Annotated in this window: 26 protein-coding genes; 15 read left to right on the top strand and 11 right to left on the bottom strand. The window is 65.7% G+C overall.

Annotated features, from left to right (window positions below; translation table 11 throughout):
• Positions 1 to 156: 156 nt before the first annotated feature.
• Together JQ633_RS10085 and JQ633_RS10080 are read left to right on the top strand one after the other, a co-directional pair.
• Complete coding sequence (locus tag JQ633_RS10085) at positions 157 to 792, top strand: arylsulfatase (protein ID WP_211984827.1); 636 nt, start codon at positions 157 to 159, stop codon at positions 790 to 792.
• Positions 793 to 944: 152 nt separating this feature from the next.
• Positions 945 to 2,144, top strand: coding sequence for a multidrug effflux MFS transporter (locus JQ633_RS10080; protein ID WP_249159183.1), 1,200 nt, complete (start codon positions 945 to 947; stop codon positions 2,142 to 2,144).
• Between the two features lie 219 nt (positions 2,145 to 2,363).
• Here JQ633_RS10080 and JQ633_RS10075 read toward each other — a convergent pair whose 3' ends face one another.
• Both JQ633_RS10075 and JQ633_RS10070 read right to left on the bottom strand, forming a co-directional pair.
• Positions 2,364 to 3,332 (bottom strand): MBL fold metallo-hydrolase, encoded by a 969-nt coding sequence (locus tag JQ633_RS10075; protein WP_211984825.1) that lies wholly within the window; start codon positions 3,330 to 3,332, stop codon positions 2,364 to 2,366.
• A gap of 144 nt (positions 3,333 to 3,476) precedes the next feature.
• Positions 3,477 to 3,899, bottom strand: a complete 423-nt coding sequence (locus JQ633_RS10070) for a DUF983 domain-containing protein (RefSeq protein WP_249159067.1) — start codon at positions 3,897 to 3,899, stop codon at positions 3,477 to 3,479.
• A gap of 120 nt (positions 3,900 to 4,019) precedes the next feature.
• Here JQ633_RS10070 and JQ633_RS10065 point away from each other — a divergent pair, with 120 nt between their 5' ends.
• Entirely contained in the window at positions 4,020 to 5,357 is a 1,338-nt protein-coding gene (locus JQ633_RS10065) for a PLP-dependent aminotransferase family protein (RefSeq protein WP_249159065.1), read from the top strand.
• A 175-nt stretch (positions 5,358 to 5,532) separates the two neighbouring features.
• Positions 5,533 to 6,825 (top strand): serine hydrolase domain-containing protein, encoded by a 1,293-nt coding sequence (locus tag JQ633_RS10060; RefSeq protein WP_211984822.1) that lies wholly within the window; start codon positions 5,533 to 5,535, stop codon positions 6,823 to 6,825.
• Positions 6,826 to 6,942: 117 nt separating this feature from the next.
• Here JQ633_RS10060 and JQ633_RS10055 read toward each other — a convergent pair whose 3' ends face one another.
• Positions 6,943 to 7,176 (bottom strand): hypothetical protein, encoded by a 234-nt coding sequence (locus JQ633_RS10055; protein ID WP_211984821.1) that lies wholly within the window; start codon positions 7,174 to 7,176, stop codon positions 6,943 to 6,945.
• Positions 7,177 to 7,358: 182 nt separating this feature from the next.
• Here JQ633_RS10055 and JQ633_RS10050 point away from each other — a divergent pair, with 182 nt between their 5' ends.
• From JQ633_RS10050 to JQ633_RS10025, 6 genes are all read left to right on the top strand, one after another.
• On the top strand, positions 7,359 to 8,366 hold the full coding sequence (locus JQ633_RS10050; protein ID WP_211984820.1) for a hypothetical protein: 1,008 nt from the start codon (positions 7,359 to 7,361) through the stop codon (positions 8,364 to 8,366).
• A 267-nt stretch (positions 8,367 to 8,633) separates the two neighbouring features.
• The gene (locus tag JQ633_RS10045; RefSeq protein ID WP_349631544.1) at positions 8,634 to 9,389 is read left to right on the top strand and encodes an ABC transporter ATP-binding protein; all 756 of its coding nucleotides are present in this window, start codon (positions 8,634 to 8,636) and stop codon (positions 9,387 to 9,389) included.
• Complete coding sequence (locus JQ633_RS10040; RefSeq protein ID WP_211984818.1) at positions 9,386 to 10,129, top strand: ABC transporter ATP-binding protein; 744 nt, start codon at positions 9,386 to 9,388, stop codon at positions 10,127 to 10,129. Before JQ633_RS10045 ends, JQ633_RS10040 begins: the two co-directional genes overlap by 4 nt.
• A complete protein-coding gene (locus JQ633_RS10035) occupies positions 10,126 to 10,980 on the top strand; it encodes a branched-chain amino acid ABC transporter permease (protein WP_211984817.1) in 855 nt (284 codons plus the stop codon). Before JQ633_RS10040 ends, JQ633_RS10035 begins: the two co-directional genes overlap by 4 nt.
• Complete coding sequence (locus tag JQ633_RS10030; protein ID WP_211984816.1) at positions 10,977 to 11,963, top strand: branched-chain amino acid ABC transporter permease; 987 nt, start codon at positions 10,977 to 10,979, stop codon at positions 11,961 to 11,963. Before JQ633_RS10035 ends, JQ633_RS10030 begins: the two co-directional genes overlap by 4 nt.
• 25 nt (positions 11,964 to 11,988) lie before the next feature.
• Entirely contained in the window at positions 11,989 to 13,128 is a 1,140-nt protein-coding gene (locus JQ633_RS10025) for an ABC transporter substrate-binding protein (protein WP_211984815.1), read from the top strand.
• 64 nt (positions 13,129 to 13,192) lie between these two features.
• Here JQ633_RS10025 and JQ633_RS10020 read toward each other — a convergent pair whose 3' ends face one another.
• A complete protein-coding gene (locus tag JQ633_RS10020; protein ID WP_211984814.1) occupies positions 13,193 to 14,425 on the bottom strand; it encodes a rhodanese-like domain-containing protein in 1,233 nt (410 codons plus the stop codon).
• 246 nt (positions 14,426 to 14,671) lie between these two features.
• Here JQ633_RS10020 and glgC point away from each other — a divergent pair, with 246 nt between their 5' ends.
• Together glgC and glgA are read left to right on the top strand one after the other, a co-directional pair.
• On the top strand, positions 14,672 to 15,934 hold the full coding sequence (gene glgC, locus JQ633_RS10015) for a glucose-1-phosphate adenylyltransferase (RefSeq protein ID WP_211984813.1): 1,263 nt from the start codon (positions 14,672 to 14,674) through the stop codon (positions 15,932 to 15,934).
• Positions 15,931 to 17,385, top strand: a complete 1,455-nt coding sequence (gene glgA, locus JQ633_RS10010; protein WP_211984812.1) for a glycogen synthase GlgA — start codon at positions 15,931 to 15,933, stop codon at positions 17,383 to 17,385. Before glgC ends, glgA begins: the two co-directional genes overlap by 4 nt.
• Before the next feature lie 7 nt (positions 17,386 to 17,392).
• Here glgA and JQ633_RS10005 read toward each other — a convergent pair whose 3' ends face one another.
• The 3 genes from JQ633_RS10005 to JQ633_RS09995 form a co-directional block, all read right to left on the bottom strand.
• Entirely contained in the window at positions 17,393 to 17,707 is a 315-nt protein-coding gene (locus tag JQ633_RS10005; protein ID WP_433995632.1) for a hypothetical protein, read from the bottom strand.
• A gap of 129 nt (positions 17,708 to 17,836) precedes the next feature.
• A complete protein-coding gene (locus JQ633_RS10000) occupies positions 17,837 to 18,880 on the bottom strand; it encodes a serine hydrolase (protein WP_211984811.1) in 1,044 nt (347 codons plus the stop codon).
• 557 nt (positions 18,881 to 19,437) lie between these two features.
• Complete coding sequence (locus tag JQ633_RS09995) at positions 19,438 to 19,941, bottom strand: DUF417 family protein (protein WP_211984810.1); 504 nt, start codon at positions 19,939 to 19,941, stop codon at positions 19,438 to 19,440.
• A gap of 344 nt (positions 19,942 to 20,285) precedes the next feature.
• On the opposite strand from JQ633_RS09995, the gene JQ633_RS09990 reads away from it, so the two are divergent.
• Positions 20,286 to 20,519 (top strand): hypothetical protein, encoded by a 234-nt coding sequence (locus tag JQ633_RS09990; RefSeq protein ID WP_211984809.1) that lies wholly within the window; start codon positions 20,286 to 20,288, stop codon positions 20,517 to 20,519.
• A 444-nt stretch (positions 20,520 to 20,963) separates the two neighbouring features.
• A complete protein-coding gene (locus JQ633_RS09985) occupies positions 20,964 to 22,157 on the top strand; it encodes a PepSY-associated TM helix domain-containing protein (RefSeq protein WP_211984808.1) in 1,194 nt (397 codons plus the stop codon).
• A 63-nt stretch (positions 22,158 to 22,220) separates the two neighbouring features.
• Here JQ633_RS09985 and JQ633_RS09980 read toward each other — a convergent pair whose 3' ends face one another.
• On the bottom strand, positions 22,221 to 22,967 hold the full coding sequence (locus JQ633_RS09980; protein WP_211984807.1) for an SDR family NAD(P)-dependent oxidoreductase: 747 nt from the start codon (positions 22,965 to 22,967) through the stop codon (positions 22,221 to 22,223).
• Between the two features lie 106 nt (positions 22,968 to 23,073).
• On the opposite strand from JQ633_RS09980, the gene JQ633_RS09975 reads away from it, so the two are divergent.
• Entirely contained in the window at positions 23,074 to 23,700 is a 627-nt protein-coding gene (locus tag JQ633_RS09975; protein WP_211984806.1) for a TetR/AcrR family transcriptional regulator, read from the top strand.
• A gap of 94 nt (positions 23,701 to 23,794) precedes the next feature.
• Here JQ633_RS09975 and JQ633_RS09970 read toward each other — a convergent pair whose 3' ends face one another.
• The 3 genes from JQ633_RS09970 to JQ633_RS09960 are packed head-to-tail and all read right to left on the bottom strand — an operon-like array spanning position 23,795 to position 26,851.
• Positions 23,795 to 24,640: an enoyl-CoA hydratase/isomerase family protein gene (locus JQ633_RS09970; RefSeq protein ID WP_283812764.1), complete on the bottom strand. Its 846-nt coding sequence runs from the start codon at positions 24,638 to 24,640 to the stop codon at positions 23,795 to 23,797.
• Positions 24,637 to 25,686, bottom strand: coding sequence for a quinone oxidoreductase family protein (locus JQ633_RS09965; RefSeq protein WP_211984804.1), 1,050 nt, complete (start codon positions 25,684 to 25,686; stop codon positions 24,637 to 24,639). Before JQ633_RS09965 ends, JQ633_RS09970 begins: the two co-directional genes overlap by 4 nt.
• Positions 25,687 to 25,699: 13 nt before the next feature.
• Positions 25,700 to 26,851 carry an ABC transporter substrate-binding protein gene (locus tag JQ633_RS09960; protein ID WP_211984803.1) on the bottom strand — a complete coding sequence of 384 codons (1,152 nt, stop codon included), beginning with the start codon at positions 26,849 to 26,851 and terminating at the stop codon, positions 25,700 to 25,702.
• Between the last annotated feature and the right edge of the window lie 31 nt (positions 26,852 to 26,882).

The following is a 26,882-nucleotide window of genomic DNA, read 5'->3' as shown; positions in this document are numbered from 1 at the left end:
GTCACCTCGCCCCGCTTGCGGGGAGAGGTCGGATTGCGGAGCAATCCGGGTGAGGGGGAGCCTCCGCGAGTCCTTCTCTCACCGATAGTCTGGATAGAGCCCCTCACCCCGACCCTCTCCCCGTGAAGAACGGGGAGAGGGAGAAAAGCACCGGCCATGCGCATCACTTTGATCCACGCCCTCAAGCACTCGATCGTTCCGATCGAGGCATCGTTCGCGCGGCTGTGGCCGAAGGCGCGGCTGATGAACCTGCTCGACGACTCGCTCTCCGCCGATCTCGCGCGCGACGGCAAGCTCACCGAGCGGATGACCGAGCGCTTCCTCGCAATGGGCCGTTATGCCGCCGATACCGGCGCCGACGGCATTCTCTTCACCTGCTCGGCATTCGGCCCCTGCATCGAGGCGGTGGCGCGCGCGCATGCGCCAATGCCGGTGCTCAAGCCGAACGAGGCGATGATCGAGCAGGCGGTCGCGAAGGCAACGACAATCGGCCTGCTCTCGACCTTCCCGCCGACGCTGGTCTCGATGCCGCCGGAATTCCCCTCCTCCGTCCGGCTCGTGCCGAAGCTCGCCGAGGGCGCGCTGGCAGCGCTCGACCGCGGCGACCGCGCCGAGCACGACCGCCTGGTGGTCGAAGCGTCGAAAGATTTGCGCGACTGCGACCTGATCGCGCTCGCCCAGTACAGCATGGCGCCGGCCGCCGACCGCGTCGCCGAGGTCACCGGTAAGCCGGTGCTGACGACGCCCGACAGCGCGGTGCTGAAATTGAAGGCGATGCTGCACGTCGGCTGAACGTCGCTGCCTAGCCCATCCCTCACCGGTCATCACCCATCCCGAAACGGGCATTGTGCACCGCAGCGAAGCCGCTAGGCTTGGCGGCTTCCAAGAGGTCATAAGTGTCCGATATCAATGCCGATGCCTGGGTTTCCTCAGGCCACCGCCCGATGGGCTTTCCCGAATTCGTCGTCGTTATCGCATCCATCATGGCGCTGAACCCGCTGGCGATGGACATGATGCTGCCGGCGCTGCCGAACATCCGTTCCGCGTTTGCGATCGCCGACGCCAACCGGCCGCAGATGGTGCTGTCGATCTTCCTGGTCGGCTTCGGGGTCGGCCAGTTCGTCATGGGCCCGCTGTCGGACCGCTTCGGCCGTCGCCCGGTGCTGCTCGGCGGCATGACCGTCTACACCATCGCCGGTCTGCTCGCGGTGATGGCGCCCTCGTTCGAGACGCTGCTGCTGGCGCGCGCGCTGCAGGGCCTCGGCACCGCGGCGACCCGCGTGATCGCGACCTCGATCGTGCGCGACTGCTACGCCGGACGGCGGATGGCGAGCGTGATGTCGCTGGCGATGATGGTGTTCATCGCGGTACCCGTGATCGCCCCGTCATTCGGACAGGCGGTGATGCTGCTGACGCACTGGCACGGCATCTTCGTGGTGCTGATGGTCTATGGCGTCATCGCGCTGGCCTGGAGCGCGCTGCGCATGCCGGAGACGTTGGCGCCGGAGAATCGCAAGTCGCTGGCGATCCCCGAGGTGGTATCGGCGTTCCGCCAGACCGTGACCAACCGCCAGACCTTCGGCTATGCGCTCGCCGCCGGCGGCGTGCAGGGCTCGCTGTTCGCCTTCGTGTTCTGTTCGCAGCAGGTGTTCACCGAGATATTCAAGCTCGGACACTACTTCCCGGTCGCCTTCGCAGCCTGCGCCGTCGGCGTCGCGATCGCCGGCTTCCTCAATGCGCGGATCGTCGGCCGCATCGGCATGCGCGTGATCTCGCACGCCGCGCTGACCGGCTTTGCGGTGGTCGCCGGCGCGCTGCTGCTCGCGGTCAAGCTCGACATGCTGTCGCTGCCGCTGTTCATGGCGCTGTCGATGCTGATGATGTTCGCGTTCGGCCTGATGATGGCAAACTTCACCGCGCTCGCGATGGAGCCCCAGGGCAAGATCGCCGGCACCGCCTCATCGCTCTACGGCACCATCACCACGCTGCTCGGGATCGGCATCGGCACCACGATCGGCCAGGACTACGACGGCACGCTGCTGCCGTTCGCGACCGGCTTCTTCCTCTGCACGCTGGCCGCGCTCGCCGTCGTGCTGGTGACGGAACGCGGCCGCATGTTCCGGCCGCATCATCATCCGGTTTGATGATCCGTAGCCCGGATGCAGCGCAGCGCAATCCGGGGCCGCTCTCACCATGGATAGGCCTGCCCCGGATTGCGCTTCGCTCCATCCGGGCTACGAGATTTTGCAGGGTGGGCAAAGGAGCGTAGCGACGTGTCCACCCTCCGCGGCGTGCTCGTGATGGTGGGCACGCTTCGCTTTGCCTACCCTACAAACTCGCCGCCTTGGTGACGGAGAACGTCATCACACGCCTTCGTAGACGAGCCTCGTGAAGAACGGCGGATCGATCAGAAACCGGCCGAACTTGTCGTCGTGCGCGGCCGTCGGCTTGGCGGCGATCGTCTCTTCCAGGCTGCGCCCTGCCTTCTTCAACGCCGCGACATTGTTCCTGATGTCGACAAGCATGTCGCGAAACGCCTTGAGCTCCGCTTTATTGCTGACCGGATTGCCGTGTCCGGGAATGATCACGGTCTTGTCCGTTGCCGCCGCCAGATTTGCGTCCGATGCGGCAATCATTCCATCGATGCTTCCGCCGGTCGAATAGTCGATGAAGGGGTAAATTCCGTTCCAGTAGGTGTCGCCGACGTGCATGATGTCGGCTTCCCCGAAGGTGACCGACAGATCGCCATCGGTGTGGGCGGGCTTGAACGGCTTCAACTCGACGGACGCGCCGTTGAACTTGAATGTGCGGTTCGCGCTGATGACCTCGCTGGGTATCCCACCCGCCGGTAACGGCAGGAAATTGTAATCCCAGTCTTCCACGCGCTGAACCTCGGCAAGATGCTTGCGGGTGTTCTCGTGGGCAATGATCTTTGCGCCGACCGAGTGCAGCCAGTCGTTTCCGTTGGCGTGATCGAAGTGCCAATGCGTGTTGATCAGGTGTGTCACCGGCTCGGAGCCAAGTGCGGACAGCGCCTTGCTGAGCTGTGGCCGGGAGACACTGATTCCCGCGTCGACGAGCACCTTCCCGTCCGGGCCCGACAGGACGGCAATGTTGCCGCCGGAGCCCTCGAGCACGGTCACGTTGCCGCGCAGCTTATGCGTAGTGATCGGCGAAGTCGCCGCACTGTCCTTGATGAGGGTCACGAGGCCACGCGCTTCCGCGTACGCCTCGCGCGGTGAGAGCCAACCACTGGCGGTGGCAAGAGCCGCGCCTGTGCAGCACAGACAGAAGTGGCGGCGCGAGATCAGCTTTTCATGCCGTGAATCCATGGGAATCTCCCGTCACGTTGCAGATCAACATGTCGATGCAGGCTGTCGGGTGGGCAAAAGAACGCAGCGACGTGCCCACCATTTACGATGTGCTCGTGATGGTGGGCACGCTGCGCTTTGCCCACCCTACGAAGTGCTTTCGCGTCAGGCTTCCCGGGTGCGCCCGACGGCCGCCCGCACGGTTGCCACCGCGCGCTGCCGGGTCGCAGCGAACCCCTCCATGCCGAGCTGCCACTGCAGGCCTACGATCGCGCCCTTGGTCGGTTGCAACAGGCCGAGCGCGCTGAACAGGGTCACCGGCAGCCAGATCGCGAGCTGCAGCCAGGCCGGCGGCGCGTAGGTCATCTCCATCCAGAGCAGCGCCGGGACCACGACGTGGCCGACCACGACGATCACGAGATAGGCCGGAAAATCGTCAGCGCGCTGCGGGGTGTAATCCTCGTGGCAGACCTCGCAATGATCGACCACCTTCAGGAACCGCCCGAACAGATGGCCGCGCCCGCAGTTCGGGCACTTCATCGTGAAACCGCGCATCATCGCCTTGGGGAGGGAAACCGTCTCGGTCATCGTCGTCATCCTTGACCTGATCTGATGATCCATACAATATGCCTCGCGAGACCTACAATCAAAGACAAAGCGTCAAATTGCATGGATTGGATCCCTACGGTTTCGGAATGGCAGGGCCCGATGTTCCTGCGTATCGTCGACGCGCTGGCATCCGACATCGCCAGCGGCCGGCTAGTGCGCGGCCAGCGGCTGCCGACCCACCGAGCGCTGGCCTCGGCGCTCGATATCGATCTCACCACGGTCACGCGCGCCTATGGCGAGGCGCGGCGGCGCGGCCTGCTCGATGCGCGCGTCGGCCAGGGCACCTTCGTCTCCGAGACCACGGCGCGTGCCGCGTCCGACCTGCCCGCCCCGATCAACATCGACCTGTCGATGAACCTGCCGCCGCAGCCGGTCGAGGCTAATCTCGATCTGCGCATCGCGCAGGGTTTGGCCACCATCCGGTCCGAGGCCGGCTTCTCAGCCTATCTCGGTTACGCGCGCCCCGGCGGCGCCGTCGATGAGCGCGAGGTCGCGGCCGACTGGCTGCAGCCGCGCCTGCCGCAGGCATCGAGCGAGCGCATCGTGATCTTCCCGGGATCGCAGGCGATCATCTTCAACGCCCTGCTCGCGCTGACCTCGCCCGGCGACGTCGTGGTCACGGAGGCCCTGACCTTTCCGGGCATCAAGGCCGCGGCGGCACGGCTCGATGTCCGGCTCGCCGGCGTCGCGATGGACGCCGAGGGCATCCGCCCAGACGCGCTCGACGAGGCCTGCCGCAAGCACAAGCCGAAGGTGGTTTATCTGGTCCCCACGCAGCACAACCCGACCACCGCGACGATGAGTGCCGCCAGGCGCAAGGCGGTCGCCGACATCATCAGGAAGCGCGGCTGCGTGCTGATCGAGGACGACGTCTACGGCCCCCTGGAGCCGCAGATGGCGCCGATCGCGACGCTGATTCCCGAACGCACATACTATGCGCTGAGCATCGCAAAGTGCATCGCGCCGGCCCTGCGCGTTGCGTACCTGTTGGCGCCCGACGCCGACGCCGAACAGCAGATGCGGGCCGGCCTGCAGGCGACGATGCAGATGCCGCCGTCGCTGATGGTCGCTCTCGTCACCCAGTGGCTGCGCTCCGGCGTCGCAAGCGAGATCATCCGCGCCGTCCGCAACGAGGCTTCGGCACGCCAGCAACTGGCGGCGCGCTTCCTCAAGGGCGTGACCTATGCGGCGCGGCCGGCCAGCCACCATCTCTGGATGCCGCTGCCGAAACAGTTCGGCGGCACCGACCTGCTGTCGCATCTGATGCGCAACGGCCTCGCCGTGGTCGGCGAGGATGCGTTCGCGGTCGGCGACGCCGCGCCGCGCGGCCTGCGCGTCTCGCTCGGCGCCGCGCGCAACCGGGCCGAGTTGAGCCAGGCACTGCAGGTGCTGTCGCACGCGGTGAAGGCGCAAGCGGGCGCGCGGCAGATCGTGTAGGGCTCGTGACAGGTGACGGCCCGCGGCACCCATCCGGAAGGTCTCCACGCAGCCCGGCAGGATGCCATACCGATCGTGCAGACCTGAAATAATGCCGCAGGAAAGTGACTATGTTGCGCGCGACGCCCGCGCTAATACTCCATATTCAGGGCATCAGGCAGGGCGGCGCTTTCAAATGTCACGCAGATTCGACCGGGCGATCCAGCTTGCGGCACGCGCGTCCCGCGCCGCGGTGACGGCATGTCTTGCGCTCGTCACAATCGCCGCCGCGCGCGCCGCCGACGTTCCCTCGCCGTCGCCCGCGAAGCTCGAGCGCATCACCGCGCTGTTCAACGAGGAGGTCAACAGCGGCCGGCTGCCCGGCGCCGTGATCCTGATCCAGCAGCACGGCAAGCCGGTCTATCTGAAGACCTTCGGCTATCGTGACGTCACCACCAAGGCGCCGATGACGGTGGACACGATCTTCGCACTGCATTCGATGACCAAGCCGATCACCAGCGTCGCCGCGATGATGCTGGTCGACGAAGGCAAGCTGTCGCCCAAGGACCCGCTGTCGAAATACATTCCGGCCTTCGCCGACGTGAAGGTCGGCATCGAGCCGCCGAACGACAACAACATCAGCGACCTGAAGCTGGAGCCGCCGATCCGCCCGGTGACCATCGAGGACATCATGCGGCAGACCTCGGGCATCACTTACGAATATATCGGCGCCGACTGGATCCAGAAGCTCTACCACGAAGGGCATCTGTTCGACGGCAAGTTCGACAACAAGGAGTTCGTCGCGCGCCTGGCCAAACTGCCGCTGTCGCGGCAGCCCGGAACGATGTGGCGCTACGGCCATTCCACCGACGTGCTCGGACGGGTGATCGAGGTCATCACCGGGAAGACGCTGTACCAGTTCGAGAAGCAGCGCATCTTCGATCCGATGCGGATGAAGGACACGAAGTACGTGCTCGATTCCGCCGACGAGCGCGCGCGGATGGCGGAGCCGCTGCCGACGGACACGATCCTGCTCGCCGCCGAGCGCGACCGCCGCGCCCATCCGGAATGGGAATCCGGCGGCGGCGGGCTGGTCTCGACCATTACGGACTATGCCCGCTTTGCGCAGATGCTGCTCAACCGCGGCGAGCTCGACGGCAAGCGCTATCTCAGCCCAGCCGCGTTCAAGGACATGACAACCGACCACATCGGGCCGGGCTCCGGCGTCGGCCGCGACTACTGGTATTTCCCCGGCGACGGCTTCGGCTACGGCTACGGCATCGCCATGCGCACCGATCCCGGCATTGCAAAACCGCCGCCGCCCGGCTTGATCGGCGAACTGAAATGGGACAGCGGCAGCGGCACCTATTTCGGCGTCGATCCGACGCTCGACATGGTCTACATCATGCTGGAGCAGACCCAGAACGAGCGTCAGCGCATCCTGCCGGTGTTCAAGAAGCTGGTCTACGACGCGTTCACTCCCGACTGAGAGTGGCGATTGACGCCTTCGTAGCCCGGATGAAGCGTAGGATGGGTGGAGCGAAGCGATACCCATCCTTCTATCCCCGTGGAATGAGATGATGGGTATCGCTGCGCTCCACCCATCCTACGGGCGCTGATCGCGGCGGCCGGGCGCTGGCCATTTCCGGTGCACCATCTCGCGCTTGCGCAACGCCGCGGCCTGGATCAGGCGCGCGGTGCAGTCATTGCAAACGAAGGCGCATTCATCAGACACCAGGCCGATGCGTGCGTCGAGGCCGATGGCGCCGTCGTCGGTCAATCCCTCGATGATGCCGTCGCAACACACGCATCGCTGCCGCGTCGTCAATTCCCGCTCCATGCCGCGACTTCTCCCATCGGTTGCTTGGCCATCGCTATATACTATCGTATATATCGATGACGGCAAGGCAGGCGGGTGAACGATCCGGTCGGGAACCCAGCACACAACAAGGCCAACGACCGGCATCGATCGCCGCACAATTCCTGTCTGGCTGGACCAGGGACCCATCAGGAAACGCGATCATGAAAAAACAAGACGGCGATGCGGCATGTCCGCACGCAAAGGGAGAGCAGCTCAAGATCCGCCGCGCAGCCACGCTGCGCGCGGCGGCCATCGTCCTTACACTATGTCCGGCCGGCCTCGCGCGCGCCGAGACGACGCCCGTCGGCGCCCCCGCCAGGAGCCATCCGGAGAGCGTGACCTCGACCTCCGACGGCGCGCTCTATGTCGGCAGCTTCAACAATGGCGGCGTGACCAGGATTGCGCCCGGCGGTAAGCCGGAGCAGCTTGTCAAGCCGGGCGCCGGTGACAGCCGCTCGATCCTCGGCGTGCTCGCCGACGAGAAGACCGGCACGCTCTATGTCTGCTCCAACGACATCAGCGCGATGGGCGTCACCGGACCGAGCGAGACCAAGGGCGCCTGGCTGAAGACCTTCGATCTGAAGAACGGCACGCCGAGGGGCAGCTTCGCTTTGAGCGATCCGAAATCGTTCTGCAACGACATCGCGCTCGGCGGCGACGGCAGCGCCTATGTCTCGGATTCCTTCGCCCCGTTCGTCTACCGCCTGAAGCCCGGCGGCACGGCGCTGGAGACCTTCGCGACCGATCCACAGCTCGCACCGGCCAAGGACGGCGTCGGGCTCGACGGCATCGCAGTTGGTGCGGACGGCAATCTCTATGTCACGACCTTCATTCCGGCAAAGCTGTTCCGGGTCGCGGTCAAGGACGGCAAGGCCGGCACCGTCACGGAGCTGAAGCCGTCGCGGCCGCTCGACCATGCCGACGCGCTGCGCGCCCACGGCAACGGCTTCCTGCTGATCGAGGGCAACGGCAAGCTCGACAAGGTCACGGTGAAGGGCGACCAGGCCGAGATCGACACCATCAAGGACGGCCTTGCCGAGCCGGTCTCGGTGACCGAGGTCGGCGGCGTCGGCTGGGTCGCCGAAGGCAAGCTGTCCTACATCATCGGCGAGAACAAAGGGAAGGACCCCGGACCGTTTGAACTGAAGCCGGTTGGTCTGCCGAAGTAAGACGATAACGACAAGCCGTCTCCCCGCGGCCGGCAAGGCAAATGGCTTTGCCGGCCGCGCTCTTGCGGCAAATTTGCCAGTCGGCCTCACGTTTTCCGTCAGCCGAAATACGATCTGCGCATTGATGCCGATGCGCCCTTGACCGTCACGGGATTGCGATGTTGGGTGACGCACCAAAGAATTTGGCGCGGCAAATGCGCCCAATAAGCAAGATGGACGGGCCGCGTGGCAAGTTCCGGGGAAACGCATCGAGGCGATGCAGCCGCTGTGCTGCGCGTCGAAAGCCTCACGGTGCAATACGGCGCACTGGTTGCGCTGCGTGATGTGAGCTGGTCGGTCGATGCCGACCAGATCCTCGGCATCATCGGACCGAATGGCGCCGGCAAGAGCAGCTGCTTTGCCGCGGTGACCAACGCGGTCAGCCACCGCGGGCGGGTCTTCCTCGAAGATAACGACGTCTCCAGCGTCCGGACGTTCGACCTCGCCAGCCGCGGCCTGCGCCGCACCTTCCAGCAGAATTCCTTCTTCGGCGAACTGACCGTCCTGCAGAACGCAGCGGCCGCGATCGTCCGCGACTATTCGGCCAATCTTGCGACCTCGCTGTTCATGCCCTGGCGCGAGATGGCGACGCGCCGCCATGCCGAGCTGGCGGCCGCGCAACTGCTCGATTTCTTCGGCATCGCCGCGCAGTACCACCATCAGTTGCCCGGCGACATTCCCTATGGCGTGCAGCGGCTGCTGTCGGTCGCGCTCGCCTACGGCACCGGCGCAAAGGTCCTGCTGCTGGACGAGCCGGCCGCAGGTTTGAGCGGCGGCGACATGAAGAAGCTCGCCGATGTGCTCATCAGCCTGCGCAAGCGCAAGCTCGCGCTCGTCGTCATCGAGCATCACATGGACCTGATCATGTCGATCGCCGATCGGATCGTCATGATCGATCAGGGCGTGATGCTCGCGACTGGCGCGCCGGCGGAGATCCAGCGCGATCCCCTGGTGCGCGAAGCCTATCTGGGGCGCGACGAATGAGCGGCGTGCTGGAGAGCAGCGGCCTCACCGTGCGCTATGCCGGCAATGTCGCGCTGTCCGGCGTCGACATCGTCGTTCCGTCCGGGACCATGATCGGCCTCGTCGGCGCGAACGGCGCGGGAAAGTCGACGCTGGTCAACGCGCTCGCCGGTTGGTCGCGCGGCCGCACGACTATCACCGGCGCCGTTCGCCTCGGCGGCCACGACATCACTGGCCTTGCCCCGCATCAGCGCGTCGCGCAGGGGCTCACTTTGGTGCCTGAAGGCAAGAACATCTTCACGGAATTGACGGTCGACGAGAACCTCGCGCTGGTCCGGCCGCCCGCCGACCGCACCGGCCGGCACACGTTCACGGTCGCCGAGGTGTTCGAGTTCTTTCCGCGCCTCGCCGAGCGGCGGAGCCACAAGGGCGCGGCGCTGTCCGGCGGCGAACGGCAGATGCTCGCGGTCGGCCGTGCGCTGCTCGCCGGCCCGCGCGTGCTGATGCTGGACGAGCCGTCCGCGGGGCTGGCGCCGCGCCTGATCGCCGACCTGCTCTCGCGCATCCGCCTGCTGGTCGATCGCGGCCTGCCGGTGCTGCTTGTCGAGCAGAACGTCAAGGCCGCGCTGAAGGTGGTCGATCACCTCTATCTGCTCGAGCGCGGCAGGATCGTCGGCGAGGGCGCCGCCGACGTCATGGCCGCGGACCATCGCATCGTGGAGGCTTATCTGGGCACTATCGCCGAAGGAGCGCGCAGTTGAACGTCGCGCAGCAGATCATCAACGGCCTGGTGCTCGGATCGGGCTATGCCTGCATCGCGCTCGGCTGGACCATCCTGCTCGGCGTCGCGCGGCTGGTGAATTTCGCCCACGGCCAGCTCTACATGCTCGGCGCGTTCGTGACCTGGTTCGCGATCGCGAAAATCGGATTGCCCTATCCGGTCGCGATCCTCGCCGCCATGATCGTGCTCGCGCTGCTCGGCGCGCTGATGCAGACCGCGATGATGCGGCTGGTCATGACGCAGAACCTGACCAGCCTGATGATCGTCACGCTCGGTCTCGGCTATGTGCTGCAAGGCGGCAGCGCGCTGCTGTTCGGCGGCAATCCGCAGACCCTGCCCGGCACGCTGGCGCGGGCCAAGGTGGACCTCGGGCCGCTCTGGTTCACCTGGCAGGACGTGCTGGTGCTCGCGGTCACGCTCGCGCTCTACGGCGTGGTCTGGCTGTTCACGCAGAAGACAAGGTATGGCTCGGTCATTCGCGCGGTGGCGGAGGACCCGAAACTGGCCGAGCTGTTCGGCGTCAACGCTAGGGTGGTCTACCTCCTGGTCTTCGTGTTCGAATGTTCGGCCGTCGCGCTCGGCGCCGCGCTGGTGGCGCCGCGCTCGCCGATCCTGACCAGCATGGGCTTCAACGAGGTGATCATGACCTTCGTCGTGGTCGTGCTCGGCGGCATCGGCTCGATCGGCGGCGCGCTGCTGGCGGGCCTCGGGCTCGGCCTGTTCACCGCGTTCTTCGGCGCCTTCGTCGCGCCGGCCTATACGACGGCTGCCGCCTTCGCGCTGCTGCTGGCCTTGCTGGTGATCCGGCCCGCGGGATTGGCGACCAAATGACCGTCATCGAAAGCCAGACCCCATCCAGGACAAACAGCCCGCTGCCGCGCGCAGTCATCACGCTAGTGCTGATCGCGGTCGGATTCTTTCTGCCGCGCCTGCTCGGCGGAACATCGGTCGCCTATTCGACGCTGACGACGATCGCGATCTTCGCGGTGATGTGTTACGGCGTCGACATCGTGCTGTCCTATCTCGGCGAAGTCAGCCTCGGCCACACGCTATTCTGGGCGATCGGCGGCTACACCGCCGCCAACCTCTCGGTCAAATATGGGCTCGACGGCTGGACCACGGCGCTGGCGACGATCGCCTTCTGCCTCGCCGCGGCGCTGTTCCTCGGCGCGGTAACGCTGCGGACTCGCGAATTCGTGTTCTCGCTGGTTACATACGCCGCGGCCGTCGTCGCCTACGAGGTGGCGTTCAACTGGGATGCGATCGGCGGCTCCGACGGCATCGTCGGCATCGCCGCCCTGAAGCTGCCGCTCGGCGTCGCGACCTTTTCGGGAGCGTCCCAGGAAGACCTGTGGCCGGTCGCCTTCGCGCTCCTGCTGCTCACGCTCGCCTTCATTGCGCGCTTCCGCCGCTCGCGGCTCGGCACCACGGCACTGATGGTGCAGATGAACCCGGCGCTGGCCGCGAGCCTCGGCGTCGACCCGCGCAAGGTTCGCCTCGCGGTGTTCGTGATCTCGGCGCCGATCACCGGGCTCGCCGGCTGGCTCTACGCCTACCAGCGCGCCTATGTCGGCCCCGACATGTTCGAATCCTATTTCCTGGTCATGATGCTGACCGCCGTCGTGCTGATCGGCCGCCGCATCCTGGTCGGACCGTTGATCGGCACCGCGCTGTTGATCGCACAGCAGAACCTGCTGTCGCTCGGCGGCGACTGGAACAAGATCATCCTCGGATCGGTCCTTGCCATCGTCCTGATCTTCTGGCCGACCGGGCTTGCGGGCCTGTTCCGCCGTTTCAGCAAGAGCAAATTTTAAGAACGAACCATCAAGGGAGGAAGCAATGAACAGGACAATCGCACTGGCCGTCGGCCTGCTTGCAAGTCTCGCCACGCCGGTCATGGCGCAGGACATCAAGGTCGGCACCATCTTTCCGCTGAGCGGCGGCGCGGGGCCGGACGGGCAGACCGTCACCAATGCCGTGAAGCTGATGGTCGGGCAAATCAACGAGAAGGGCGGCCTGCTCGGGCGCAAGCTCGTCGTGATCTCCAAGGACGACGAGCGCACGCCCGCCGTCGGCGTCAGCCGCGCCAACGAGATGATCGCCGAGAAGGCCGACGTCGTGATCGAAGGCTGGAATTCGCCGGTGACGCTCGCGATGCAGCCGATCCTGGCGCGCGCCGGCATCATGGACATGACCGCGGTCTCGAAATCCGAGTTGATCCTGGGCGGCGAGACCAACCCCTATGCCGTCCGCATCAACAGCTCCAACGGCTTCGATGCGGAAGTGATCGCCAAATACGTCGTCGACACGCTGAAGGCAAAGACTGTCGCGTTCCTGACCCAGAACGACGTCTACGGCAACGGCTTCCAGACCGCGGTCGAAGCCGAATTCAAGAAGCTGAACTTCGCCGGAAAGGTCGTGCTGACCGAGAAATTCGCCTTCAAGGACACCGATTTCCGGGTGCAGCTCACCAATCTGAAGGCCGCCAATCCCGACGCCATCATCGTCACCAACTCCTCGAACTCGTCAGGCCTGCCGGCAATGGTCGAGCAGTATCGCCAGGCCGACCTGAAATCGACCTTCGTCGGCGCCGTCGGCATCATGCTGACCACCGTGTTCAAGGTGGCCGGCGACGCCAACAACGGCATCGTCTCCGCCGACATCTTCTTCCCGGACCTGGCGCCGTTCACCTCGATCCCCGAGAGCACCGCCTTCGTCGCCGCCTACAAGAAGGCCTATGGCGCCGATCCCGACAAGAGCGCGGCACTCGGCGCAGCCGCGGTGCAGGTGTGGGCGCACGCCGTCGAGACGACGAAATCGCTCGACCGCAAGACCGTGGCGGAAGCCATCCGCGGCAAGCCGGTCAAGGGCACCGTGTTCGGCGACGTCGAATTCCTGCCCAACGGCCAGATGAAGCCGCGCTACGTCGTGTTCAAGGTCGTCGACGGCAAGAACGCCAAGCTCGAGGCTTTGCCGTAAGTCTTGGGGATCGGCCGGACGCTTCGGCGAAGCCGTCCGGCCGTTGCCAAGAAGGGCTGCCGGCTCAGATCACATAGAAGCCGTGCGTGCCGTCGCGGCGCAGCTGCTCAACGAGGCCATACTCCCAATCGAGATAGGCCTGCATCGCCTGCTCCTGCACGTCGGTGCCCTCATAGGGCCGGCGGTAGCGGTGCGCGGGATCTGGCTTCGGCACCACGACGGGCGGGCCTACCTCCAGCGCACCGTCATAGCCGCCGTCAAGCACGTACACCTCCCAGCCCATCTGGGCGAGCCAGGACGCCGTCATCTCGGCGCGGATGCTTCTGTCGTCGGTCAGCACGATGCGCGCGCCGCGCACCGGCGCCGCCATGTCGATCTCCTGCACCAGCTGGCCGCCGGCATAATGCCGGAAGCCGGCGAGATGGCCGCCGGCATATTCCTCCGCCTCGCGCACGTCGAAGCGATAGAGCGTGCGATGCGCGTCGCCCTCCAGCGCCGCAAGCTCGCCCGCGCCGATGCGGCGGACGCCGGCGCGATAGGCGACGTCGCGCGCATTGTCCCCAGCGCCGTTGAACGGCCCGATGCCGCCGCGCCTGACGGCGCCATGCTCGAGATCGTGCCGCGCCAGCGTCCAGCCGATGGTGCCGTTGCGCAGCGCGCGCACCTTGTTGGGCAGCCCGGCATTGATCAGCGACTGCGTGCCGATGATCGAGCGGGTGCGGCCGGCGCAGTTGACGATGATGGTGGTGTCGGGATCGGGCGCCACACCGCCGGCGCGCAGCACCAGCTCGGCGCCGGGCACGCTGACCGAACCCGGAATGTTCATGGTGGCGTATTCGTCGAAGCGGCGGACGTCGAGGATCGCGATGTTGGCCTTGTCGGCGATCAGCGCCGCCACCTCGTCGGCGCTCAGCGAGGGCGTGTGGCGCCGTGCCTCGACCAGCTCGCCGAACGCCTTGGCGTAGGAGTTGACGTCCTGGAAGATCTCGTAGCCCGCCGCCCGCCAGGCCCCGAGGCCGCCGCCGAGCGCGCGGACATTGCCATAGCCGAGGGTTTGGAATTGCTGGCGCGCCGCATCGACGAGGCCTTCGCCGTCATCATACAGAACGATCGGCACGTCCTTGCGCGGCAGACGCAGGGCGGCCTCGAGCGCGATCCTCCCGGCCGCCATGTTGGCGGCAAACAGCGGATGGCCGGTGGCGAAGTCGGCCTCGTGCCTGACATCGAGCAGCGCGATCTCCTGCCGCAGCAAGAGCGCGGCGCGGACGTCCCGGGGTGTGACGGAAGAAAGTGTCATGGGATGCCTGGCCTGGACTGAAAAATGAGCAGGCCTGCTCTAGGCCGAAATGGCGCGTCGTCAATAGCCTTAACCAAGCCGCAACCCCACCCCGCGGAGGCCGAAATCCCGGGAACGAAATCCGGGGATGCCGCTTTGCTCCATCGGGGCCGCTTGCTACGTTCGCAGGCGGCCCCGTGACGCCCGCTCAGGCCTTCCGGACAAGAGAAGGTAGCGGGGCCGCACTGAAAGTCCCGGGAGGATCCCATGAGAACCGTCGTAAATGAACCACTGTCGCGTCACGCCCTCGCCTTCGTGCTGGCCGGCGGCCGCGGCAGCAGACTTCAGGAGCTCACCGACAAGCGGGCAAAGCCCGCGGTGTATTTCGGCGGCAAGTCCCGGATCATCGATTTCGCGCTGTCCAACGCGGTGAACTCCGGCATCCGCCGCATCGCCGTGGCGACGCAGTACAAGGCGCACAGCCTGATCCGGCATCTGCAGGGCGGCTGGAACTTCTTCCGTCCGGAACGAAACGAGAGCTTCGACATCCTGCCCGCGAGCCAGCGCGTTTCCGAGACGATGTGGTATGTCGGCACGGCGGACGCGGTCTATCAGAACATCGACATCATCGAGGCGCACGGCACCAAATACATTTTGGTGCTGGCCGGCGACCACGTCTACAAGATGGACTACGAGATCATGCTCAAGCAGCATGTCGAAAGCGGCGCCGACGTCACCGTCGGCTGCCTCGAAATGCCGCGGGCGGAATCCAGTGGCTTCGGCATCATGCATATCGACGAGAGCGGCCTGATCCAGTCCTTCCTGGAGAAGCCGGCCGATCCGCCGCCGATGCCAGGCAAGCCCGACAAGTCGCTCGCCAGCATGGGCATCTATGTCTTCAACTCGGAATTCCTGTTCGACGAACTGCGCCGCGACGCCGCCGACCCGAACTCGGCGCATGATTTCGGCAAGGACATCATCCCCTACATCGTCAAGCACGGCCGCGCGATCGCGCATCAATTCAACGATTCCTGCGTCCGCTCGGGCGACGATCCGCGCGCCTATTGGCGCGATGCCGGCACCGTCGATGCCTATTGGGGCGCCAATATCGACCTCACCGACGTCGTGCCGGAGCTCGATCTCTACGACCGCTCATGGCCGATCTGGACCTATGCCGAGATCACCCCGCCGGCGAAATTCGTCCATGACGAGGACGGCCGGCGCGGACAGGCGGTGACCTCGCTGGTGTCGGGCGCGTGCATCATCTCCGGCGCATCGCTGCGCCGCTCGCTGCTGTTCACCGGCGTGCATGTCAATTCATACGCGCATGTCGAGAACGCGGTGATCATGCCCTATGTCAATGTCGGCCGCGGCGCGCGGCTGAAGAACGTGGTGATCGATCGCGGCGTCCGGATTCCGGAAGGGATGGTGGTCGGTGAGGATCCCGATCTCGACGGCAAGCGCTTCCGCAGGACCGAGCAAGGCATCACCCTGATCACGCAGACGATGCTCGACAGGCTCGCGACATGACGCCGATCCGCGTCCTCGCGGTCGCGTCCGAAATCTACCCGATCATCAAGACCGGCGGCCTTGCCGACGTGGCCGGCGCGCTGCCGGTCGCGTTGAAGCAGCACGACGTCGCGACGCGGACACTGGTGCCGGGATATCCCGCCGTGCTCGACGCACTCCGCTCGGCGGAGACGCTGCTGAACTGGCCGGAGTTCTACGGCGGGCCGATCCGTGTGCTCGCGGCCTCGCATGACGACCTCGATCTGCTCGTGCTCGACGCGCCGCATCTCTACGCACGTCCCGGCAATCCCTATGTTGGCCCCGACGGCCGCGACTGGCCCGACAACGGCATCCGCTTCGCCGCGCTGTCGCGGATGGCGGCGGAGATCGGCATGGGTGCGATCGTCTCCTTCGTGCCCGACATCGTGCATGCGCATGATTGGCAAGCCGGACTGGCGCCCGCCGCCCTGCACTATCGCGGGCAGCCGCGGCCGGGCACCGTGATGACGGTGCACAACCTCGCCTATCAGGGCCAGTTCTCGCCGGACATGCTGGCGACGTTCGGCCTGCCACCCGAGGCCTTTTCGCTTCATGGCGTCGAATATTACGGCACGATCAGTCTCCTGAAGGCCGGCCTGCAATTCGCCGACCGCATCACCACGGTATCTCCGACCTACGCACGCGAGATCCAGAGCGATGACGGCGGCATGGGGCTCGGCGGCCTGCTGCGCGAACGCGCCGCCGTGCTGAGCGGCATTCTCAACGGCATCGACCTCGCGGTGTGGAATCCGCAGACCGACCCGGACATCGCCGCGCGGTTCAGTGCGGAGCAACTGGCGCCGCGCGCGGCCAACAAGGCGGCGCTGCAGCGGCGCTTCGACCTCGACGTCGCGACGGGCCCGCTGCTGCTCGGCGTGATCAGCCGGCTGTCGTGGCAGAAGGGTCTCGATCTCCTGCTCGAGACCATCCCGACGCTGCTCGGCGAAGGCATGCAGCTCGCGCTGCTTGGCAGCGGCGACCGCGATCTGCAGGACGGCTATGCCGCGCTGGCGCGCGCCCATCCGGGACGGATCGGCGTCGAGATCGGCTATGACGAGGCGCTGGCGCACCTGATCCAGTCCGGCGCCGACGCGCTGGCGGTGCCGTCGCGCTTCGAGCCCTGCGGCCTCACCCAGCTCTGCGCGCTGCGCTACGGCGCGGTCCCCGTCGTTGCCGATGTCGGCGGCCTTGCCGACACCGTGCTCGATTTCGACGAGGCGACAACCACCGCCGATGCGGCGACCGGCGTCAAGTTTCGTCCCGTCACCGCGGAAGCGCTCGCGCATGCGCTGCGCAAGGCGAACCTGCTGTTCAACGATCCCGTGACCTGGCGCCGGCTGCAACACGCCGGCATGACGACGGACGTCTCCTGGCACAACCGTGCTGGCCGCTACGCTGCACTCTATCGCGAGCTCGTTGCGGCGCGGCGCTAACCCGCGCTCAGTTGACGAGGTTGAAGGCCGCGACGCGGTTGATATCGGCGAGACGCCGGTCGGGATTTCCCTTCAAATCCAGGCTTCCGACGAGATCGAGCAGCCGGCCATAGGCGCGATCGGCGACCGCGACAGGCAGCGGCTCCTCGTCGAACGCCTCGACATAGCTGCCGACGAGACCGCTCAATAGCCGGCACACGCCGCGTTGCTCGGGGTCGTCCTCGCTCAAGATCTCGAGTTTTTGCTGGAAGGTCCTGAAGGTGCGCAGGCCGTGCGGCTGTTGCGAGAGCCAGGAGTGCAAATCAGGATTCAGATCGGTCATATCAGCCTCTTCAAACAGGAGAAGAAGCTACCGGCTTATACAGCCGACCCCGGTTTCGCGCCATTGCAATTTTTGCATTCCCCGCCTCCGAATTGCGCAGCAATGTCATCGGATTGGCGTCGACCTTGGCTAAAGTCGTGCGATTGCGGGCAAAATCCTGTAGCGCGCGATCTCGTGCGGGTATTCGCCGCGGTTGGCGAGCAGCACGATGCCGAGCCGCCGCGCCGGGACCAGCCCGACATAGGCCGAGGCGTTGTTGAGACCGCCGGGCTTGTCGATGACGGTGACGCCGTCGAGCCGCACATGCTCCCACGCCATCGCCTGGCCGAATTTTTCGTCGACGCGAAAGCTCTCGCGCTCGGTCGTCGCAAGCGCGGCGCGCAGCTCGGGATCGATCACGGCGCCGCCGAGAAACGCGCGAAGCAGGATGCCGAGATCGCGCGCCGAGGAGAACATCTGGCCGGTGCCGGGAAAATCGTAATAGCTCTGCTGGCTGCCGGGCGCGCCGATCGCCGTGCCCTGATCGGAATAGCCCTGAACCATGCGCTGCATGATCTGGTCCGGCACGATCGCGCGATTGTCCTCGCCGCGGGCCGGAACGAAGGTCGAGGTCATGCCGAGCGGCCGCAGGATGCGGTCTTCGATCAGCGCGCCGATCTGCATGCCATAGCGCCGCTCCAGCACGAGCTGCAGCAGCACATAGCCGGCATGGGTGTAGACGCGCTGCTTGCCGGGCGCAACGCCCGCCGGCGGCGTCCAGGCATTGAGCATCGCCACGAACTGCTCGCGCGTGAAGCTGTCGTTCGGCCACGGCGGATGATCTGTCCGCAGCAGCAGCCCCGACGTATGCGTCACCAGCTCGCCGATGGTGACGCGGCTGATAAAATCGCCGTTGAGCTCCGGCAGATATTTGCTGACGGGATCATCCAGCCGCAATTCGCCGCGCGTGGTGCCGAGCGCGACCAGCGTCGCCTCGAAGATCTTCCGCAGCGAGGCGAGATTGAACAGCGTGTCCGGCGTTACCGGCCGCTTCGCGGCGGCGTCGGCAAAACCGTAGTTGAAGAATGTGACCCGGCCGCCGGCATAGACCACTGCTGCGAGACCGCCCGGATCGGACGCGGTCGCGGTCGGCGCCAGCTCGCTCGTCACGATGTCCCTGATCTGTGCATCCATGTCGGAATCCGCGCGGACCAACGATAGCGCGCCCAACGAAATGGCCAGCAGGACGGCTGTGCGCCGGAGCAAGGACGAGAGCTGCATGACGACGGAAATCGGGGCGATGTTCGAAGCGGCCCGCCAGGCGAGCGATCGCGATGCAATGCTGCGGCGAATCTAACGCCGCCGCCCAATGATCCGAATTCACGATTGCGCGCCTCGCGCGTTACCATGCGGCGAAGGGGCGGCGCAGTGCCGTAACGGCGAGCAAAACCGTCACGGCGACCGCAGCCGCCCTCCAGCGCACCAGCCACGGGGTGCCGGAACCGCAATCAACTCAATGTGTGCACGAAAGTCCGGGGGGATGTGAGATGCCGGCCAAGGCAAGGCGCCTTGGGCGCCCGCGGGGCCGGCCATCGATATTTCAGGCGTGGTCACATGCAACTCCCAACCGGGGATATTTCTTACTAGCAACAATTCGTCAATCGAAGGTTGCAGAGGTCGTTCGGATTCGAGCAACACGCAGTATTACGGAACTCCCGCAACGGCCGCGGGGCGCACGAATTAACACTGAATTAACCATCGCTCCGCGCGGATGTGCGCAACCGAACGACCGAGCGCGGCAGCGACGCCAGCAGCAGCACGATGCAGACGCAGAGCAGGACGATGTCCTTGAACAGGAATTCGCCGGCGAGATTCCAGGCCATCGGATCCCACGACAGGCTCCATGTCACGACACCCGGCGTCGTGAAGAAGAACGACCAGGTGATGGCAAAGGTCACGACGCCCATCAGCGAGCCGATCGCCGACAGCACCGGACTGAACGCGCCGGCCGCCAGCAACGCGGCGATGCCGAGTTCGGCAACGCCGAGCACATAGGCCTCGCCGCGGAGGCCGAATACCGACAGCCACGAGATGAACGGACTGTTGGTGATGAACTGGGCGATGCCCTGCGCCGACTGCGGCGTGAATTTCTGCATGCCGAACGACACGAAAATCACCACCATGACCCAGCGCAGGATCGCGAGCGGACGATAGGAGCCGCCGCCGGTTTCGGCGACATTGAATGACGGAGTCATGCGGACGGTTCTTCCCTTGTTGTGCAATTACACTTGGCCCCACGTGTCGCGGGGCTCGTGGCAGGTCTACGCAAGGGCGTGGGTTCGCGTTACGCGCGAAGAGCAACTGGCACCTTCACGATGGCGTGCGAGCCCCGTGTACGGGGCGCGATGGCGTGCGAGCCCTGCGTAGGGCGGCAACGCTGCGACCACTTCCGCGGGTTCCCGACAGTGTTGAATCCCGGCAACACACGCCGATAAAACGCGCGATCGGGCCGATTGCCGCTTTTGAATCACGACTGCGCCGCATCGCGCTTCCAATCCTTGCGTCGGGTGGCCAAAAACACTGATTTGGGGAAGACTTCATGCAGCAGGGACCGTTGGGCGCACGGCGCGCAGACCAGTCTGGTTACGTTCTTCACTTCCAGCTCGCCAGCAATGGCGCCAGACGCGCGTGCAGCCTGACGATCCATGCCGACAGCGCCGGTGAGGCGGCGCGGATTTTCCGCGAGAACTGGACTGAGATCGAATCGATGGCGCGTGACGGCGTCAGCAGCGGCACGGTCGGCTCGGCGTCCGTCAGCCTCGCAATGTCCTGACGCACACGCAACGCTCGAAAATCTGCAACGTCGCGCTCGGCGATTTTCGCTGTCGGCGACGGTGAAGTTCTAGCGGGGCAGAGTATCGAGGCGATCGGGCTGCGCGCCGGGATGGACGGTGATGGAGTTGGAGCGCAACTCATTCCACTCGTCGTCCCGGCGACAGCCGCGACCCATAACCACAGGGTTGTGTTGCTGGAAAAGTCTGTGGTCCCAGCGTTGTGCAACAATGATCTTCGGTGGTTATGGGTCCCGGCTTTCGCCGGGACGACATCGAGTTTGTTGCATCTCCGTGTCCTTTGACAAAGACGAGGCTGGATCGATTCCAAACTAGCGCTGTGGCATCACGCCGCACACTTGGTTAGGGTCCCGGCGCGCTGTTGAATAGGCGGCGACTGCAACGAGCCCGCTGGTTCCAGTGCCCTCCCCACGTCATCTTCAGTCATGAGCAAATCCGCGATCAAGGCCGCGTTGTTGCAGGTCCATTCCGTCATTGGCGTGCTGCTCGCGCTGCTATGGGCGGTGGTCGGGATCACCGGCGCGACGATGGCGTTCGAGGATGAGATCCAGGCCAGCCTGAACCGGCACATCATGCACGTCGATCCCAGCGCGGCGCCGCGGCTCACGCCGGACGAGTTGATCGCGCGGTTGCAGGCGGCCGGCGATTTCGGCAAGGCGTCCGCCGTGACGATGTCGAGCGATCCGTCGGCGGCAGCGCGCATCCGCTTGGCTCGTAGCGAAGGCGGCACGCGGCCAACCTCGGTCTATGTCGATCCTTATGATGGGCACGTGCTCGGCTCGCCACGGGCTGAAGATTTCTTCGCCACCGTCCGCAAGCTGCATCGCTGGCTGCTGGTGCCTGGCGACGGCAACGGCTATGGCCGCAAGCTCACCGGCACCGCCGCGATCTGCCTGATCGTGATGCTGATATCAGGCCTCGTGCTGCGCTGGCCGCACCGCGTCCGCAGCGTGAAGGTGTGGTTGAAGCCGAATCTTGCGCTGCGCGGCCGCGGCCTGCACCGCTCGCTGCACGCCGTGATCGGCACCTGGGTGCTGCCGATCTATCTGGTGATGGCGCTGACCGGGCTGTCGTACTCGTTCGAATGGTACAAGGCCGGCGCGACCTGGCTGATCGCAGGCCATGTCGCCAAGACGGCGGCGATGCAGCCGAAGGCACCCATGGCGCCGCGCGGTTCGGCAGCCTCCGAAGACAACAGCGAAACCAGGCCGCTGGCCTTCGATCGCGTCTGGGCGACGTTCCTGCAGCAGGACGGCAGCTACGGCCGGGCGCTGCTGACGATGCCGGCCGGCAACGGCACAATCGTGCGCGTCAGATCATGGGCGCGCGATGCCTCGCTCGACACCGTGCGCGATGAATTCCGCATCGATGCCGTAACCGGACACGTGATCTCGGCCGACCGCTACGCCGACAAGACGTTCGGCGAGCGCGTGCTGGCCAGCGTGCTCGACATCCACCGCGGCGCCATCCTCGGCTGGCCGGGCAAGCTCGCCTTCATGCTGGCCGCCGCCACGATGCCGCTGTTCACGATCACCGGCTATCTGCTCTATCTGTCGCGCCGGCGCCATCGCCGCGTCACGCAACGGCCGCCGATCGGCAGCCTCGTTCCGGGCGAATGAGTTCGAGGCGAGCGCGACGAGTGCGCGTGACAGCGCGCTCGCCGCAACTCGCCCGCGGCAGCGTCACGCGTTGGCGCCGCCGTCGATGTTCAGGCCGGCGCCATTGATCGAACCGGCCTCGGGCCCGGCGACGAAGGCAACCAGCGCCGCAACGTCGTCCGCCTTGCCGTAACGCTTGATTGCCATGCGGCCGCGCTGCGCCTCGGCGCCCGGCCCGTCGACCGGGTTCATGTCGGTGTTGGTCGAGCCGGGGTGCACGATGTTGACGGTGATGCCGCGGCCGCCGAGGTCGCGCGCCAGCCCCTGCGTCCAGGCGATCAGCGCCGACTTGCTCATCGAATAGAGGCTCATGCCCGCGTCCGGCACGCGGGTTGCGAGGTTGCTGCCGATGTTGATGATGCGGCCGCCCTCGCCCATATGCGCGGCCGCTGCCTGCGAGGCGACCACCACCGCGCGTACATTCACCGCCAGCGTGGCATCGATATCCTCCAACGTGAGGTTCTCGATCGGCCCGCCGCCGCGGAAGATGCCGGCATTGTTGACGAGGATGTCGAGGCCGCCGAACGCTTTTGCGGCGGCATTCACCGCGCCGCGCACCGCCGCGGCGTCGGCACTGTCGGCCTGCAGCGTCAGCGCGCGCCGGCCTTGCTGCTTGATCTCGCTTGCGACGGCTTCGGCACGATCGGCCGAACGCTCATAGGTGATGGCGACGTCGGCGCCTTCGGCGGCGAGCCGCCTGGCGATCGCCGCACCGATGCCGCGGCTGCCGCCGGTGACGAGGGCGCGTTTTCCTTGCAGGGACTGGGTCATGGGAAGCTCCTGGTTATATCTGTAACGATTGACACATAAATAAGGATGGTTGCGCCGGGACGTCAAGTGAATTATTTAATGAATGATACAGAAATGGATGGAACCGATGGCCGACCGTGGCCGCCCGAGAAGCTTCGACAAGGACGCCGCGCTGGCCCGCGCCATGGATGTATTCTGGCTGAAGGGCTATGAGGGCACCTCGATGGCCGACCTGACGGCGGCAATGGGCATCGCCTCGCCGAGCCTCTACGCCGCGTTCGGCGGCAAGGAGGAGCTATTCCGGCAGGCGCTCGATTACTACGCGAAGCACGAAGGCGAGCTGATCTGGGGCGCGGCGCTGCGCGCCGAGACCGCCTATGAGACCGTGGAAACCTTCCTGATGCAGACCGCGCGTGCCTTCACCCGCCGCTCGCGTCCTTCCGGCTGCCTCGTGGTGCTGTCGGCGTTGCATCCGGGCGAGCACTCCGAGACCGTGCGAAAGGAGCTCGTCGAACACCGCGCTCAGAGCGTGAAGGACTTGCGTGAGCGGTTGCGCCAGGGCGTCGCCCGCGGCGAGATCTCGCCCGCAGCCGACCTCGATGCGATCGCCAAATATTACGTGACGGTGCAGCAGGGCATGTCGATCCAGGCGCGCGACGGTGCCACCCGCCAACAGCTCGAACTGATCGCACGCGCCGCGCTAGCGGCGTGGCGCCCCCTCACCGCGCCGGAGGAGATCGCGGCCGCGCGCTGACATTCGTATTGCTGCTCACAAGCGGGTGTCGTCCTGGCAAAAGCCAGAACCCATTACCTCAACGGCTCATTGTTGCGCGACGCCGCGGCCACCGTCATAACTGCGCCTTCGAGCCCGACGGCGCTGCCTGCAGCGGTGGAAACCGCGGTGGGCGCTTCTCCATGAAGGCAGTCATGCCTTCCCGCCATTCCGGTGCGTCGATCAGCATTGCTAACGCCTCGAGCCCGATGTTGCGGGCTGTCGTCAGATCGGTGTCGCCGCACAACCGTACGGCCATCTTCGATTGCGCAACCGCGCGCGGACCGAGCAGGCGAAAACGGCCGGCCAATTCGAGCGCCGCCGGGAGCAGCTGCGCCGCCGGATGGACGGATGTCACGAGGCCATGGGCAAGAGCCTCGGAGGCCGGGATGTGACTGCCGAGCAATATCCATTCCTGCGCCTTGCCGCGCCCCACCAACCGATGCAACTTCTGCACACCACCAGCGCCGGCCAGCGCGCCGATTCGCACTTCAGGCACGCCAATCTTGGTGTGATCGGCCATCAGGCGGAAATCGCACGCCAGCGACATCTCGCAGCCGCCACCGAGCGCATAGCCATTGATCGCCGCGATGACGGGGATCGGCAAAGCCTCGATCCGATCGAACACGGTCGCAATCGGCTGCAAGTATCGATCGCGCAGCGCGAAGCTGCCGGAGCCGATGCGCGGATCAGATTCCGTGAAGTAGCGCAGATGCGCGCCGGCGCAAAACGCCCGGCCCTGGCCGGTGATGATCGCCGCGCGGGCGCCGCCATCGACGCTTGCAGTTAGCGCCTCATCGAGTTCCGCCAGCAGTTCCAGGCTGAGCGTATTCATTTCGCGCTCGCGCTCCATGGTGATGAGCGCGATATCGGGTTGCGGCCAGGTCAGCGTCAGCGCCTTGCCGGTTGCGGCTTCTGTCATCCGTGTCTCCCTGGATTGAGCACCAGCCGTCCGGTCGAGAGGCCGGCTTCCACGAGCCTGTGAGCTACGGCAGCGTCCTCGAGGCGATAGCCGTCCCCGACCGCGGCCCTGATACGGCCCCTCGCCATCAGCTCGAGCGCGTCTTCGAGCTGCGACCGCGACACTCCCTTGGCGCTGCGGATCGATACGTTCCGCAAGAACAACTGGGCTGGATTGATGGACATGAACTCGCCGGTCAGCTGCCCCACCAGCACGATGCGTCCGTCATCCGCCACGCTGCGCCGCGCGGATTCGAATACCTGACTTCCAACGTTGTCGATGACCGCATCGACACCGCGGCCGCCAGTGAGCCGGCGCACCTCAGGCGAAAAATCCCCGCCCCGCTCGACGATGATGACCTCGTCCGCACCGGCCTCGCGGATCCGAGCCGCCTTGGCTGCGGTGGTCGTCACCGCGATGGTGAAAGCCCCGGCCAGACGCGCCAGTTGCACGCCATGCAAACCGAGACCGCCACCGGCTCCCGTCACCAGGACGCGCTCGCCAATCCTGACCGCACCGACGTCGCGCACCGCATTGAGCTGAGTACCGATGGTGCAGGCAGCGATCGCGGCCTCTTCGGCCGCGACGCCGGCCGGCACCGGCACGACGGCGTCTGCGTCGACGCAGACGAGTTCAGCATAGCCGCCGTTGAGTCCGGCATCGCCGAGAAAGACGCGCTCGGGGCAGGATGTCTCTCGGCCGCCACGGCAATGGCGGCAGCAGCCGCACACATGACTGTGGGTGGTGGTGGCGACGAGGTCGCCGATCCGAAAGCCGGTGACTGCGGAGCCCAGTGTCTCAATCCGGCCTGCGATCTCATGGCCGAGAATGAGCGGCATGCCGACGCCGCGGCGAAACGTGCCGTTGCGCACCACGACATCATGGAAGCAGACGCCGCATGCCGCGACTGCAATCCTGATCTCACGCGAGCCCGGCTCGCGCGCCGCCACCTCGGCGACGCGCAGGACGTCTGGAGGACCGGTTCTCTCGACGACGACGGCTTGCATCGGGCTCTACCGTTCAGTTCGCAGCAAGCCAGTCCGAGATGATCTTCCATTTGCCGCCCTGGGCCTTCATGATCGCGCCCGCGAGAGCTCCGGCATGCTGCTTGGAGGAAAACGTAAGTGGCGCCATCAGGCCGGTATCGAAGCCCTGCATGCCCTCGATCGCACTCACGATCGAAGCCTCATCGGTCTTGCCGCCCGCGCGCTTGACGATCTCCGCGAACAGTTTACCCGCCTGGTAGCCGTGCATGCTGTAGGTGGTCGGCTTGGTATTCGGCTTGTACTTCTGCTGTGCCGCGATGAAGGCCTTGACTGCCGGCTTGTCGGAATCCAGCGGCTCCATCACCGCAATGGCGATGGCGCCTTCGGCCAACGGCCCGGCGAGCTGGAACGTCTGGGGGTCGCCAAGCGCATTGTGGCCGCTGAATTGCGGCTTCCAGCCGAGGTTGTTCGCTTCGCGCATCACCAGCGCGGCGTCCTTGGGAATGCCGAGAAACACCACATGCTCGACCCCGGCAGCCTTGGCCTGCGCGACCACGCCGCTGAAGTTGGTCGTGCCACGATCGAACGGCAGCTTGACCAATGGAATTTTGTCGCGGCCGAAACGCTCCTCGAGACCAGCAACCGCGTCCTGACCGAAATCGTCATTCTGGTAGATTGCGGCGACCTTGGTCTGCTTGAGCGTGTTGAGGATGTAGTTGGCGAGCACGACCATCTGGACGCGCACCTCGGGCAGCGTGGTGAAGACGTCGCGGTTCAGCGGCGTGGTCAGAGAGTGCGAGAAGGCGTAGGGAAACAACATCGGGGTCTTGCTCTCCGTTACAAAGGGCAAGAGCGCCGCAGACGGCGCGGTTCCCGTCACGGCGAGAAGGGCCACGACCTTGTCTTGTTCGACGAGCTTGCGGGCCGAGGCGATGGTACGCATCGGCTCGTAACCGTCATCCTCGGCTATGAACTGGAGCTTGCGTCCGCTCACCCCACCGGCTTCGTTGATTTCCGCGAACGCGACCTCGACGCCGTCGCGCACGCTTTGTCCGAGCAACGACAAGCCGCCCGAGAACGGCCCGCTCATTCCGACCTTCACCGGCTCCTGCGCGACCGCCGGCAGCACCGTCATTGCTATCGCAGTGGCTAGCGCAAGGCGCCATCCGAACACTTTCCCGATCATGTTTCCTCTCCGTCATATATTTTTGTTGTTA

The organism is Bradyrhizobium tropiciagri, from assembly GCF_018130505.1.
In the GTDB taxonomy this organism is placed as follows: domain Bacteria; phylum Pseudomonadota; class Alphaproteobacteria; order Rhizobiales; family Xanthobacteraceae; genus Bradyrhizobium; species Bradyrhizobium tropiciagri_B.
The sequence above is the reverse complement of the archived record's forward strand: the minus strand, read 5'-3'. Positions and strand labels throughout refer to the sequence as shown.